At 62.3% G+C, this 15112-nt stretch carries 9 protein-coding genes; 8 read left to right on the forward strand and 1 reads right to left on the reverse strand.

The genetic code is table 11. The features are described from left to right. The first annotated feature begins 101 nt into the window (after positions 1-101). The 3 genes from rpoC (at position 102) to ABIC03_RS13690 (ending at position 8704) form a co-directional block, all read left to right on the forward strand. On the forward strand, positions 102-4298 hold the full coding sequence (rpoC, locus tag ABIC03_RS13680) for a DNA-directed RNA polymerase subunit beta' (protein ID WP_275168106.1): 4197 nt from the start codon (positions 102-104) through the stop codon (positions 4296-4298). A gap of 191 nt (positions 4299-4489) precedes the next feature. Further along, complete coding sequence (locus tag ABIC03_RS13685) at positions 4490-6550, forward strand: FAD-dependent oxidoreductase (protein ID WP_354058712.1); 2061 nt, start codon at positions 4490-4492, stop codon at positions 6548-6550. Between the two features lie 132 nt (positions 6551-6682). Beyond that, positions 6683-8704, forward strand: coding sequence for an ABC transporter ATP-binding protein (locus ABIC03_RS13690; protein WP_354058713.1), 2022 nt, complete (start codon positions 6683-6685; stop codon positions 8702-8704). Here ABIC03_RS13690 and ABIC03_RS13695 read toward each other — a convergent pair. Next, positions 8632-9870, reverse strand: a complete 1239-nt coding sequence (locus ABIC03_RS13695; RefSeq protein WP_354058714.1) for an FAD-dependent oxidoreductase — start codon at positions 9868-9870, stop codon at positions 8632-8634. The genes ABIC03_RS13690 and ABIC03_RS13695 overlap by 73 nt on opposite strands. Before the next feature lie 639 nt (positions 9871-10509). Between ABIC03_RS13695 and rpsL the strand changes: the two genes are divergently transcribed. The 5 genes from rpsL (at position 10510) to rpsJ (ending at position 15092) form a co-directional block, all read left to right on the forward strand. Further along, positions 10510-10881 (forward strand): 30S ribosomal protein S12, encoded by a 372-nt coding sequence (gene rpsL / locus ABIC03_RS13700; RefSeq protein WP_007603006.1) that lies wholly within the window; start codon positions 10510-10512, stop codon positions 10879-10881. A gap of 15 nt (positions 10882-10896) precedes the next feature. Then, the gene (rpsG, locus tag ABIC03_RS13705) at positions 10897-11367 is read left to right on the forward strand and encodes a 30S ribosomal protein S7 (protein ID WP_007603009.1); all 471 of its coding nucleotides are present in this window, start codon (positions 10897-10899) and stop codon (positions 11365-11367) included. A 30-nt stretch (positions 11368-11397) separates the two neighbouring features. After that, positions 11398-13470, forward strand: a complete 2073-nt coding sequence (fusA, locus tag ABIC03_RS13710; protein ID WP_275168101.1) for an elongation factor G — start codon at positions 11398-11400, stop codon at positions 13468-13470. 40 nt (positions 13471-13510) lie between these two features. After that, positions 13511-14701 (forward strand): elongation factor Tu, encoded by a 1191-nt coding sequence (tuf, locus tag ABIC03_RS13715; protein ID WP_007603012.1) that lies wholly within the window; start codon positions 13511-13513, stop codon positions 14699-14701. A gap of 82 nt (positions 14702-14783) precedes the next feature. Then, entirely contained in the window at positions 14784-15092 is a 309-nt protein-coding gene (gene rpsJ / locus ABIC03_RS13720; protein ID WP_002712302.1) for a 30S ribosomal protein S10, read from the forward strand. Positions 15093-15112 lie beyond the last annotated feature (20 nt).

The raw sequence follows: 15112 nt of genomic DNA on the forward strand, positions 1-15112 counted from the left end.
CCGGGCATCGGCGCCCAGTCCTGGAGTCGCGAGGGCAGGGCGCCCCGCAAAGTGATTTTCGAATTTGCTGCCGGAGGCGACCGGCACGCGAGGAGAAGACGATGAACCAAGAAATTATGAATCTCTTTAATCCGACGACGCCGGCTCAGGTCTTCGACCAGATCCGGATCTCGATCGCGAGCCCCGAGAAGATTCTGTCCTGGTCGTACGGCGAGATCAAGAAGCCGGAAACCATCAACTACCGGACCTTCAAGCCCGAGCGCGACGGCCTGTTCTGCGCCCGCATCTTCGGGCCGATCAAGGACTACGAGTGCTTGTGCGGCAAGTACAAGCGCATGAAGTACAAGGGCATCATCTGCGAGAAGTGCTCGGTCGAGGTCACGCTGTCGCGCGTCCGGCGCGAGCGCATGGGCCATATCGAGCTCGCAGCCCCCGTCGCCCACATCTGGTTCCTGAAGTCGCTGCCCTCGCGCATCGGCCTCCTGCTCGACATGACGTTGAAGGATCTCGAGCGGATCCTCTACTTCGAATATTACGTCGTGCTTGAGCCGGGCCTCACCGCGCTGAAGGACCGTCAGCTCTTGTCGGAAGACGAGTATCTGAAGGCGCAGGACGAATACGGCCAGGATTCCTTCACCGCCATGATCGGCGCGGAAGCGATCCGCGAGCTGCTCAAGGGCATGGACCTCGAGAAGCTCGAGCTGACCTTGCGCGCGGAGATGCAGGAGACCGACTCCGACATCAAGCACAAGAAGCTCGCCAAGCGCCTGAAGATCGTGGAAGCGTTCCGCCACTCCGGCAACAAGCCGGAATGGATGATCATGACCGTGGTCCCGGTGATTCCGCCGGACCTGCGTCCGCTGGTGCCGCTGGACGGCGGCCGCTTCGCGACCTCGGACCTCAACGACCTCTACCGCCGCGTCATCAACCGCAACAACCGCTTGAAGCGGCTGATGGAGCTGCGCGCGCCGGACATCATCATCCGCAACGAGAAGCGCATGCTTCAGGAGGCCGTCGACGCGCTGTTCGACAACGGCCGCCGTGGCCGCGTCATCACGGGCGCCAACAAGCGCCCGCTGAAGTCGCTCGCCGACATGCTCAAGGGCAAGCAGGGCCGGTTCCGTCAGAACCTGCTCGGCAAGCGCGTCGACTATTCGGGCCGTTCGGTGATCGTGGTCGGTCCCGAGCTGCGCCTGCATCAGTGCGGCCTGCCGAAGAAGATGGCGCTCGAGCTGTTCAAGCCGTTCATCTACTCGCGGCTTGACGCCAAGGGCCTGTCCACCACCGTGAAGCAGGCGAAGAAGCTGGTCGAGAAGGAGCGGCCCGAGGTCTGGGACATCCTGGACGAGGTCATCCGCGAGCATCCGGTGCTGCTCAACCGCGCACCGACGCTGCATCGCCTCGGCATCCAGGCGTTCGAGCCCGTGCTGATCGAGGGCAAGGCGATCCAGCTCCACCCGCTGGTCTGCGCCGCGTTCAACGCCGACTTCGACGGCGACCAGATGGCCGTGCACGTTCCGCTGTCGCTTGAAGCGCAGCTGGAAGCGCGCGTCCTGATGATGTCGACCAACAACATCCTGCATCCGGCCAACGGCCAGCCGATCATCGTGCCGTCGCAGGACATCGTGCTCGGTCTCTACTACGTCTCCATCATGCGCGAAGGCCTGCCCGGCGAGGGCAAGATCTTCGGCGAGATGGCGGAACTCGAGCACGCGCTGCACGCGAAGGTCATCCACCTCCACACCAAGATCAAGTACCGGTGGGAAGGCATCGACGATACCGGCAAGATCTCCAAGCGCTGGATCGAGACCACTGCTGGCCGCGTCATGCTGGGCAATCTGCTGCCGAAGAACCCGCGTGTTCCGTACGAGATCATCAACAAGCTGATGACCAAGCGCGAGATCTCCGGCGTTATCGACCAAGTCTACCGTCACTGCGGTCAGAAGGAGACGGTGATCTTCTGCGACCGCATCATGGCGCTCGGCTTCTACAACGCGTTCAAGGCCGGCATCTCGTTCGGCAAGGACGACATGGTCGTTCCGCACTCCAAGTGGAAGATCGTCGACACCACCCGTACGCTGGCGAAGGATTTCGAGCAGCAGTACAACGACGGTCTGATCACCCATGGCGAGAAGTACAACAAGGTCGTCGACGCCTGGTCGAAGGCCACGGAAGAAATCGCCAAGGCGATGATGAAGGAGATCTCCTCGACCAAGAAGACGGCGAGCGGGGCGGATGCCGACATCAACTCGATCTACATGATGGCTCACTCCGGTGCCCGCGGTTCGCCGGCCCAGATGCGCCAGCTCGCCGGCATGCGCGGCCTCATGGCCAAGCCGTCGGGCGAGATCATCGAGACGCCGATCATCTCGAACTTCAAGGAAGGCCTCTCGGTGCTCGAGTACTTCAATTCGACCCACGGCGCCCGCAAGGGCCTCGCGGACACCGCGTTGAAGACCGCGAACTCCGGCTACCTGACCCGTCGTCTGGTCGACGTCGCGCAGGATTGCATCATCACGCAGGACGATTGCGGCACCAAGCTCGGCATCAAGATGCGCGCCATCGTCGATGCCGGCACCGTGGTCGCTTCGCTCGGCTCGCGCATCCTCGGACGCACGGCCTGCGAAGACGTGCGTGACAGCACCGGCAAGGTGATCTTCAAGCGCGGTACGCTGATGGAAGAGAGCCATCTGGATGCCATCCAGCAGGGCGGCGTCCAGGAGGTGAAGATCCGCTCGGCGCTGACCTGCGAGCTCGTCAACGGCATCTGCGGCAAGTGCTACGGCCGCGATCTCGCTCGCGGCACGCCGGTCAACCACGGCGAAGCGGTCGGGGTCATCGCGGCCCAGTCGATCGGCGAGCCGGGCACCCAGCTCACCATGCGCACCTTCCACATCGGCGGTGCGGCGCAGCTGAACGAGCAATCTTTCGTCGAATCCAACTTCGACGGCAAGATCGTGATCAGGAACAAGGCCATCGCCCGCAACAGCGAAGGCCACCTGGTCGCGATGGTTCGCAACATGGTGATCGCGATCGTCGATGCCGACGGCACCGAGCGTGCGACGCACCGTATTCAGTACGGTTCGCGCCTGCACGTCGACGAGGGCGACATGGTCAAGCGTGGCCAGCGTATCGTCGAATGGGATCCCTACACCCGTCCGCTCCTCACCGAGGTCGAAGGCACCATCGGCTTCGAGGATCTGGTCGAGGGACAGTCGATCTCGGAAACGCTCGACGAGGCCACCGGTATTGCCAAGCGCGTGGTCATCGACTGGCGCTCGATGCGCGGCGGCGGGGACCTGCGTCCCGCCATCGTGATCAAGGGCAAGGACGGCAAGGTGCTCAAGCTCGCCCGTGGCGGCGATGCCCGCTACATGCTGTCGGTCGACGGCATTCTGTCGGTCGATGTCGGAGCCAAGGTCCAGGCGGGCGACATTCTCGCCCGTGTCTCGACCGAAAGCGCCAAGACACGCGACATCACCGGCGGTCTGCCGCGGGTGGCGGAACTGTTCGAGGCTCGGCGTCCGAAGGATGCGGCGATCATCGCCGAAATCGCGGGCACCATCCGGTTTGGGCGCGACTACAAGAACAAGCGTCGCATCTCGATCGAGCCGATGGACAAGACCGACGAGCCGCGCGAGTACCTGATCCCGAAGGGTAAGCACATCCACCTTCAGGACGGCGACGTCGTCGAAAAGGGCGACTTCATCGTGGAAGGCAACCCGGCGCCGCACGACATTCTGGCGGTCAAGGGCATCGAGGAACTCGCGGCCTATCTGGTCAACGAGATCCAGGAGGTCTACCGGCTCCAGGGCGTGCTCATCAACGACAAGCACATCGAGGTGATCGTCCGTCAGATGCTCCAGAAGGTGGAAGTCACCGACCAGGGCGACACGGACATGATCTCGGGCGAGCAGATCGACAAGATCGAGTTCGACCAGATCAACGCGAAGGCCAAGGAAGAGGGCAAGAAGATCGCCACGGGGACGCCGGTTCTGCTCGGCATCACCAAGGCGAGCCTTCAGACCCGCTCCTTCTTCTCGGCGGCCTCGTTCCAGGAGACCACCCGCGTCCTCACGGAAGCGGCGGTCAACGGCAAGGTCGATCCGCTCGAAGGCCTCAAGGAGAACGTCATCGTCGGCCGGCTGATCCCGGCAGGCACCGGCGCCTCCATGGCGAAGATCCGCGAAGTCGCGGTGAAGCGCGACAAGATGATCCTCGACGAGCGCGAGAAGCAGGCGGCGGTCGTGCCGCCCGCGCCGGAAGTGGAGCCGATGGCGCTGCCACCTGCGGAATAATCGTTCATCCGTAGGAATACCGAGGACACTGAAAAGGCCGGCGCAAGCCGGCCTTTTTGCTGCTTTGTTTCCCTGTTGCGGTGCAGGATCAACCTTTGTTCATCTTTCCTTCAGGCACAAAAGCGCTTCTGCTAGGAGAGCTTAGACCGGTGGTCCCGTGAAGGGGGCGGGCCGGAGACCACGGAATTCTCATGCTTGATCTCGCAATCGTAGGCGGCGGCCCCGGCGGGCTGATGAGCGCTTGGTATCTGAAGCGCAAGCTCGGCGACCTCTGCCGCGTCACCATCTACGAGGCGTCCGACCGGCTCGGCGGCAAGATCGTCACGCGCAAGTTCGATTCCGCGCCCGCGATGTACGAGGCCGGCGTTGCCGAGATCTACGATTACTCGATGACCGGGCCGGATCCGTTGCGCGAGCTGATCCAGCATTTCGGCCTGCAGACCATTCCGATGGATGCCGAGCAGGTCCAGTTCGGCGGCGAGCTCCTCAACGACGTCGCGGGCATGCGCCGCAAATACGGGGCCAAGACCGCGGCCGCGATCGAGGCGTTCCGTAACCGTTGCGCCGAGACGATGACACCGATCGAGTATTACGAGGGCGTCGGCGCGCACGACAACGAGAATCCCTGGGCCTACAAGACCGCCGAGCAGGTGCTCGACGAGGAGGTCGAGGACGAGACCGCAAAGCGATTCTTCAAGGTGATGGCGCGCTCGGACCTCGCGACCGAGAGCCACAACACCAACGGGCTCAACGCGCTCAAGAACTACCTGATGGATGTCGACGGCTATATCGGCCTCTATTCCATCCAGAACGGCAACGAGCAACTCATCGAGTGCCTCCAGTCGGAGGTCAATGCCGACATTCAGCTCAATCACCGAATCCTCACGGTCGGCAAGGCGACGACCGGCCGCTATCAGCTCAAGATGATGAACGGCAAGGGGCCGGAGACGCGCGACTTCGACCTTGTGCTGGTCTGTCTGCCGCATTCCTGGCTCGGGACCGTCGGCTGGGAGGGCGAACAGCTCCGCAAGTCGATGGTCAAGCACGTCTCGTACTTCGACCGTCCCGCGCACTATTTGCGTGTCTCGATCCTGTTCGACACGCCGTTCTGGGGCGACAAGATCGCCGGCGCCTGGTTCATGTCGGAAGCCTTTGGCGGTTGCTGCGTCTATAACGAGGGCGCGCGCCATGATGTGGGCAAGCACGGCGTGCTGAACTGGCTAATTCCGGGCTCCGACGCGCTGGCCTTTGCGAATCTCTCCGACCAGGAACTGATCGATGCCGCGCTGAAATCGCTGCCGGCATCGCTCGGCGATGCACGCGCGCATTTTATGGAAGGCAAGATCCACCGCTGGCTGTCGTCGGTGAACGCGATTCCGGGCGGCTTGCCCGTGCGCGACGTCATGACCAATCACCGCCCCGAGCCGAAGGAACATCCCGGAATCGTGGTGGTCGGCGACTATCTGTTCGACTCGACGCTGAACGGCCTGCTCGATTCCTCGGATGCGGCGACTGACATCATCTTGACCGAGATGATGCGCCTGCGCCGCGAACGTTCGCAGGACGACAAGCCGCTCTCGGACAAGATCGATCGCGACTATTTTGACAATTATCGCGGGCAGGGTCCTTACAGCGAAGCGTGGCAACACTTCACGGATCCCGACTATCTCACAAAACTGATCGGCATCGTCTGGGGCAAAGCCAAAGGCACGAAGCTCTTGATCGCGGGCTCGGCCAGCGGCGAGCTGGTCGGCGCGCTGCGCGATCGCGGCATCGATGCCTGGGGGATCGAGAACAACCGCGCCATTCACGCCAGAACGCCGAAGGCGCTGAAGAAGTACAACAAGCTGGGTTCGATCACCGACATGCCGTTCAAGGACGGTGCGTTCGACTTCGTGTTCGAGACCAGCCTCTGCCATCTTTCCCCGAAGCAGGTGGTCCGTGCGATCAGGGAGCTGAACCGCGTGGTCAAGACCGGCCTCGTGTTCGGCTCGGTCACCTCGGACATGGCGCCGGCACTGATCGACCGCTACGACCTTCTGCGCGGGGTCAAGAAGCTCGGCACCTGGTGGGAATGGTCCGAACTGTTCTTCGGCAACGGCTTCGACCTGTCGATGCACCGCAAGGACTGCACCGACGCGCTCTGGGAGGCGACGCTCGCCGCCAACAAGGGCCCGGGGCAGTGGTACGCCGACGCCGATTCCTTGCGCTATTCCTTTTTCGACAAGGTCGAGGACGAGGAAGACGACTAGCCGCCTGAAGCGGGCGCCTTCGCCAATTGTTTTGCCGAATTCATCTTGATCGCATAGAATCGATGCAATAGCGGTTGCCGCTATCTCCTGCTTTCTCTGCGGTCATGCCGGCCGTCAGCATCGGTTGGTTTCATGGCGTCCAAGCCCCTCCCGCCCGACAAACAGAAGCTCGCCGCGGAAGAGGCGGCCGAGCTCGACGACAAGCTCGTCCCTACCGCCAAGCCGGACCTCGAAGTCGAGGAGGACGATGAAGACGATGAGGATGGCGGGCTGGAGCTCGATGACGACGATGAGGACGAGGACCTCGTCGTCTTTACCGCGCGCGAGGCCGCCGGCGCGCTCGCGACCATCCTGGGTTTCGTCAAACCCTTCCTGGTCAACTACAAGCAGATGCTGTCGTTCGTGGCGTTCGGCGTCTTCGTCGAGACGCTATTCAACGTCATCATGCCGCTCAGCCTGAAGTACCTGATCGACGACGCGCTCGGCGAGGAGGATTTCCAGGCGCTGTACAAGATCCTCGGCGTGCTCGCGGTCGCAGGCATCTTCACCTCGATCGTCGCGGTCTGGTACGAACGCTGGGATGCACGGCTTGCGGCGTGCATCATCTCCGATGTCCGCAAACGGCTGTTCGAGCACGTCCAGGACCTGCCGGCAGCCTATTTCGGCCGCACCAAGCGCGGCGAGATCCTGTCGCGCTTCTCGGTCGATCTCGCGGCCTTCGAGGGCTCGGTCAAGACCTTCGCCAACAGCGCGGCGCTGCCGTTCCTGGAGTTGATCGCGGGCATCATCTTGATGGTGTTCCTGAACTGGCAGCTCGCGGTGGTTGCGCTGCTGGTGTTTCCGATCACGCTGATCGGTCCCCGCATACTCACGCCGAAGGCTGTTCAGGCCAATTACGAGCAGAAGCTCAATGAGTCCGCGCTGCTCGGCATGGTGCAGGAGAACGTGGCAGCCCAGGCCGTGATCAAGGCGTTCAGCCTGCAACGCAGGATGTTCGGCTTCTTCACCTTTCGCAACGACGAGACGCGAAACAGGATGGCCTCGGCGACGTTCCTGTCGACCATGGTGGAGCGGACGGTCACCATCTCGGTGCTGCTCTTGCATCTCGTCGTGCTCGCGATCGGCGCGTATCTGGCGACGAAGGGGCAGATCACCATCGGCACCTTCGTCACCTTCGAGAGCGCGTTCTGGGAGGTGTCCTACAACATCGCCCATGTGATGCATTTCATCCCCGTGTCGATCTCCTCGGCAGCCGCGATTCGTCACATGCAGGAGCTGCTCGACGAGCCCACGCGCAGCGCCGATCGTGCCGGCGCGCCCGATCTGCCCCGCATCACCAACGACATCACCTTCGACCACGTGACGTTCCAGTACGAAGGCAGTCAGACGCCGGTGCTGGACAATCTCAGCCTGAAGCTCAATGTCGGCAAGCGCATTGCCATCGTCGGTCCCTCGGGTTCCGGCAAGAGCACGCTGCTGAATCTGATCCTGCGGCTCTATGTGCCGGACGAGGGGCGCGTCACCATCGACGGCGTCGACGTCCGCAAGGTAACGCTGGATTCGCTGCGCCGGAGCATGGCGGTGGTGTTCCAGGAGAACATGCTGTTCAACATGTCGATCCGAGAGAACATCCGGCTCGGCAAAGAGGGCGCGACCGACGAGGAGGTGGAGGAGGCGGCCAAGAAGGCCGAGATCCACCGCTACATCATGAGCCTGCCGCAGCGATACGACACGCCGGTGGGCGAGCGCGGCGATACCTTGTCGGGCGGCCAGCGCCAGCGCATCGCGATCGCGCGCGCGGTCATCCGTAATCCCTCGGTGCTGCTGCTGGACGAAGCCACTTCGGCGCTCGACCAGACCACGGAAGCCGCGATCAACCGCACGCTGCTGAAGGTTGCCAAGGGTCGCACCATGATCTGGTCGACCCACCGACTGACCTCGGTGGTCGAGATGGACGAGATCATCGTGATTTCAGGGGGCAGGGCGATCGAGCGCGGCTCGCATGCCGAGTTGCTCGCCAAGAACGGCACCTATCGCAAGCTGTGGAACGACCAGATCCACCAACCTCATGGCGCGCCGGCTCACGTCGACGAGGACAGCGACGATGACGAAGAGGATGATGACGACCTCGACGAGGACGATGAGGAGGAGTGACCGAGGAAGTTCGGCTCCAGATGGACGGCTCCTCCAAGCGGCCGCAATAGCCCCTGAACCGACCAGGCAATGAAGCGTGCCCAGCGCTGCGCCGTCCAATAGGGGTTCGTCGCAATCGAGACCGAGCGGAAGTCGAACGCCTTCGCCGCCGACCAATCGTCGCACGCCCGCTTGACCGGATCTGCGTAGAAGGCGGCGATCTTGCTTGTATCCATCCCGTCGGAAGCCAGCCACTGCGGGATGTAAACGTTGCAGAGCCGCTCGATGTCGGTGAACACCTTGTCGCAACCAGTGCCGGCGGCGGGGCAGGAGGTCGAGAAGGCATCGCCAACCAGCACGAGGCCGGGTTGGCCGCTTGCATCGTTCACATAGAGATCGACCGGGCGGATTTTCAGCTCACCGGGAATGTCGAATGGTCCGGTGATGCGCTTGAGCCGTGGCAGCGCGGCGTTCAGCGTCTCGGCGGGCGCGCGGCGCAGCTCACGCAGCCAGGGATCGTCGAAGCTGCGATAGACGAACAGATTGGCGCGCATCCGCGTTCCGATCGGAAACAGCGTGAGGTAGGGGATGCGGTCGCTCGGCCGTTCCGAGAAATAGGTCAGCGCCGGGAAGTCGAACGAGGCCCGTCCTGCGGACACCACGTCGAACCCGATCGAAATCGAATGGCAGGGACTAACGATCTTTCGCGCAATTCCCAGCTGGTGGCGCAGGCCAACGTTGAGTCCATTGGCGAGCACGACCAGCCGGGCGGAGACCATCTCGTCGCTGGAGAGAGTGACCTTCTGCCGCTCCGCACTTGTTTCGACCGAGACGGCCTTGGCGCAGATGCGCTCGACGCCGGCGGGAATTTCGTCGCGGACAGCGCTGACGAGGGAATCGTAGGGGATGTTGAACTGCCGGCTTGGCGCCTTGTCGAGAAGACGGCCGAAGCGCGCGATCCAGTTCTCACCCACAAAGGTCGCGCGGCGCAGCACCGATTCGGCGATTCCCGTCTGAAGGAATCGCCCGACCTGCACGTGGCCGCTGAGTTTTTCGACTCGAAAATCCGCCGAATAGCTCTCCTGCGGATCGATCAGGATGGTCGAAATGCCGCTACGGCCGAGCATCGCGGCGGCGGTAGAGCCGGACAATCCCCCGCCGATAATGGCAATGTCGGTGTACCGCATGGCGCCAATCTCTGCCCAAGGCGGCACATTGACGCTTCAACAGGAAAGAAAGCCTTAGCCAACGGTTATAAAAGTATATTTAACCCGGGTATAAATAGGATTCGAGGTGGCGGAGCGCGCTCCTCATTTCCATATCGGGAAGGCGCAGCGAGCGACCCAGGAAGCAATTTCGACAGGCGCGGGAAGCGCTTCTGACTGACGTTTCGCCTTGACTTGACCGACTCCCACTTATAGAACCCCCTCACTTAACGACAGGCGGTGAGCATCGCCAACGTCGGAACGGGCCACCTGTTTGATCCCCCGGGATCGCCAAGACAGGCACCAACCTCGACGAATGCCGCTCAAACGCTGTCGATCATAGCTAGGCAATGCCAGTGCGATTTTAGGTCTCTTGAGCATGTTCTCTCGAGATCGAATTCGGATGCATGACCTCGGTGCGCGGGCCGCAGCTGCAAGCTGACGGTTCAACTACTGCGGTCCTCTGTGGCGTCGAAGCGCTTTCCGCCCGTTGATGGGTGGTTGGCGCGATTTCGCTTTGTGCGGATTGTTCCGCGGAAGGCGGCCTCGTCGGGCGGGTAGCTCGAAAGAATTTGCGGACCCGGTGACGGGCCGCGGCAGAACACAAAGGGTAATGCCAGGATGCCGACGATCAACCAGCTGATCGCTCAACCGCGGGAAGTGCAGAAGTCGCGCAAGAAGGTGCCGGCGCTGCAGCAGTCGCCGCAGAAGCGCGGTGTTTGCACGCGCGTTTACACCACGACCCCGAAGAAGCCGAACTCGGCGCTTCGTAAGGTTGCCAAGGTGCGCCTGACCAACGGCTTCGAGGTGATCGGTTACATCCCCGGTGAAGGCCATAACCTCCAGGAGCACTCCGTGGTCATGATCCGCGGCGGTCGCGTCAAGGACTTGCCCGGCGTGCGCTACCACATCCTCCGCGGCGTTCTGGATACCCAGGGCGTCAAGAACCGTAAGCAGCGCCGTTCGAAGTACGGCGCCAAGCGTCCGAAGTAAGCGGGAACCAGGTCCATGTCTCGTCGCCATTCTGCCGAAAAGCGCGAAGTCCTTCCCGATCCGAAGTTCGGGAACATCATCGTCACGAAGTTCATGAATTCGGTGATGTACGCCGGAAAGAAGTCGGTCGCCGAAGGTATCGTCTACGGCGCGTTCGGCCTCATCGAAAGCAAGACCAAGCAGAACCCGCTCGGCGTGTTCGAGCAGGCACTCGAGAACGTCATGCCGACGATCGAAGTGCGCTCCCGCCGCGTCGGTGGCGCGACCTATCAGGTTCCGGTCGAAGTTCGCTCGGTGCGCCGTCAGGCGCTGGGCATTCGCTGGCTGATCTCGGCTGCGCGCGATCGCAACGAGAAGACGATGACCGAGCGGCTCTCTGCGGAGCTCCTGGACGCGTCGAACAACCGGGGTAACGCCGTCAAGAAGCGCGAAGACGTGCACCGGATGGCGGAAGCCAACCGCGCCTTCTCGCACTATCGCTGGTAACGGCGACACACGGAATCTAAGGAACACTCCATGCCCCGCGTTCATGCCATAGAGAACTACCGTAACTTCGGTATCATGGCGCATATCGATGCCGGCAAGACCACGACCACCGAGCGCATCCTCTATTACACCGGCAAGAGCCACAAGATCGGCGAAGTGCACGAAGGTGCCGCGACGATGGACTGGATGGAGCAGGAGCAGGAGCGCGGCATTACGATTACGTCGGCCGCGACCACCGCGTTCTGGGAAGGCAAGCGTCTCAACATCATCGACACTCCCGGCCACGTCGACTTCACCATCGAAGTCGAGCGCAGCCTGCGCGTGCTCGACGGCGCCGTGTGCGTGCTCGACTCGAACCAGGGCGTCGAGCCCCAGACCGAGACGGTCTGGCGCCAGGGCGACAAGTACAAGGTTCCGCGCATCGTCTTCGCCAACAAGATGGATAAGACCGGCGCCGACTTCTACAAGTGCATGCAGGATATCGTCGATCGCCTCGGCGCGAAGCCGATCGCGATCCAGCTTCCGATCGGCTCCGAGAACAACTTCAAGGGTCTGGTCGATCTCGTCCGCATGAAGGGCGTGGTCTGGGAAGAAGAGAAGCTCGACGCCAAGTTCGTCGACATCGATATTCCCGAGGACATGGTCGAGAAGGCCAAGGAATATCGCGAGAAGCTGTTGGAAGCCGCCGTCGAGCTCGACGACGACGTTCTCGCCGCTTACCTCGACGGCAATGAGCCCGATCAGGCGACGTTGAAGCGCTTGATCCGCAAGGCCGTGCTGACTGGCGCGTTCTTCCCGGTATTGTGCGGCTCGGCCTTCAAGAACAAGGGCGTGCAGCCTTTGCTCGACGCGGTCGTGGATTATCTGCCGTCGCCGGTTGACGTGCCCGCGATCAAGGGCGTCGATGAAGACGGCAACGAGGTCGTTCGCCGGCCCGACGACAAGGAGCCGCTGGCTCTGTTGGCGTTCAAGATCATGGACGACCCGTTCGTCGGCACCATCACCTTCTGTCGCATCTATTCCGGCACGCTGCTGTCGGGTACCGGCGTCATCAATTCGACGCGCGACCGCAAGGAGCGCATCGGCCGCATGTTGCTGATGCATGCCAACAACCGCGAAGACATCAAGGAAGCCTATGCCGGCGACATCGTTGCGCTGGCTGGCCTGAAGGAAGCGCGCACCGGCGACACGTTGTGCGATCCCGACAAGGCGGTGATCCTCGAAAAGATGGAATTCCCCGAGCCGGTCATCGAGATCGCGATCGAACCGAAGTCCAAGGCCGACCAGGAAAAGCTGGGCGTGGCGCTGGCGAAGCTCGCCGCGGAAGATCCGTCCTTCCGCGTGTCGACCGACCAGGAGTCCGGCCAGACCATCCTCAAGGGCATGGGCGAACTCCATCTCGACATCAAGGTCGACATTCTTCGCCGTACCTACAAGGTCGATGCCAACATCGGCGCGCCGCAGGTGGCGTTCCGTGAGCGCGTCACCAAGCGAGCCGAGGTCAAGTACACCCACAAGAAGCAGACCGGCGGTACCGGTCAGTTCGCGGAAGTGTCGATCGTGGTCGAGCCGAACGAGCCCGGTAAGGGTTACGAGTTCGAATCCAAGATCGTCGGCGGTGCGGTTCCGAAGGAATACATCCCCGGCGTCGAAAAGGGCCTCAACAGCGTGATGGGCTCCGGTGTCGTCGCGGGCTTCCCCGTGGTCGATGTCAAGGTTCAGCTCGTCGACGGCAAGTATCACGACGTCGACTCGTCGGCGCTCGCCTTCGAAATCGCTTCGCGCGCTGCATTCCGCGAAGCTTTGCAGAAGGGCAAGTCCGTCCTGCTCGAGCCGATCATGAAGGTCGAAGTGGTGACCCCGGAAGATTACACCGGCTCGGTCATCGGCGACCTGAATTCCCGGCGCGGTCAGATCCAGGGTCAGGACATGCGCGGCAACGCCAACGTCATCAACGCGATGGTGCCGCTCATGAACATGTTCGGTTACGTGAATAACCTGCGCTCAATGAGCCAGGGTCGCGCGACCTTCACCATGCAGTTCGACCACTACGCAGAAGCGCCGGCCAACGTGTCGGCAGAAGTCCAGAAGAAGTTTGCCTGATTGTCGTCGGTCTCGAACTGACGATTGAACGGAGAGTCAAATGGCCAAAGCAAAGTTTGAACGTAACAAGCCGCACTGCAACATCGGCACCATCGGTCACGTCGACCATGGCAAGACGTCGCTGACCGCGGCGATCACCAAGGTCCTCGCCGAAGCCGGCGGTGCGACGTTCACGGCGTACGACCAGATCGACAAGGCGCCGGAAGAGAAGGCGCGCGGTATCACGATCTCGACGGCGCACGTCGAATACGAGACCAAGAACCGCCACTACGCGCACGTCGACTGCCCCGGCCACGCCGACTACGTGAAGAACATGATCACCGGCGCTGCCCAGATGGACGGTGCGATCCTGGTCGTGTCGGCCGCTGACGGTCCGATGCCGCAGACCCGCGAGCACATCCTGCTCGCCCGCCAGGTCGGCGTTCCCGCGCTCGTCGTGTTCCTCAACAAGTGCGACATGGTCGATGATCCGGAACTGCTCGAACTCGTCGAGCTCGAGGTTCGCGAGCTGCTCTCGAAGTACGAATTCCCGGGCGACACCATCCCGATCATCAAGGGCTCGGCGCTCGCCGCCCTCGAAGATTCTGACAAGACCCTCGGCCACGAGGCCATCCTCGAGCTGATGAAGCAGGTCGACGCTTACATTCCGCAGCCGGAGCGTCCGGTCGACCTGCCGTTCCTGATGCCGGTTGAAGACGTGTTCTCGATCTCGGGCCGCGGCACCGTCGTGACCGGCCGTGTCGAGCGCGGTATCGTCAAGGTCGGCGAGGAAATCGAGATCGTCGGTCTGCGCGCCACGCAGAAGACCACGGTCACCGGCGTCGAGATGTTCCGCAAGCTGCTCGATCAGGGCCAGGCCGGCGACAACATCGGTGCGCTGCTTCGCGGTACCAAGCGCGAGGACGTCGAGCGCGGTCAGGTGCTGTGCAAGCCGGGTTCGGTCAAGCCGCACACCAAGTTCAAGGCTGAGGCCTACATCCTCACCAAGGAAGAGGGCGGTCGCCACACTCCGTTCTTCACCAACTACCGTCCGCAGTTCTACTTCCGCACCACCGACGTGACCGGTGTCGTGCATCTGCCGGAAGGTACCGAGATGGTGATGCCGGGCGACAACATCGCGATGGAAGTGCACCTGATCGTGCCGATCGCGATGGAAGAGAAGCTCCGCTTCGCGATCCGCGAGGGTGGCCGCACCGTCGGCGCCGGCGTCGTCGCCTCGATCATCGAGTAATTACGAGAATAGGGATCGGCGAATAGCGAATGTGACATTCGCTATTCGCTATTCGCCACCCCACTGAAGAAAGACCACGGCAATGAACGGCCAAAACATTCGCATCCGTCTCAAGGCGTTCGACCATCGTATCCTCGATACGTCGACCCGCGAGATCGTGAACACGGCGAAGCGCACCGGCGCGCAGGTTCGCGGACCCATTCCGCTGCCCACCCGCATCGAGAAGTTCACCGTCAACCGTTCGCCGCATGTCGACAAGAAGAGCCGCGAGCAGTTCGAGATGCGCACTCACAAGCGCCTGCTCGACATCGTCGATCCGACCCCGCAGACCGTCGATGCTTTGATGAAGCTCGACCTGGCCGCCGGTGTCGACGTCGAGATCAAGCTCTAAGATTTTTGGATCACGTTCGC

Origin of the sequence: Bradyrhizobium sp. RT6a (assembly GCF_040547675.1) — a bacterium.
Taxonomy (GTDB): domain Bacteria; phylum Pseudomonadota; class Alphaproteobacteria; order Rhizobiales; family Xanthobacteraceae; genus Bradyrhizobium.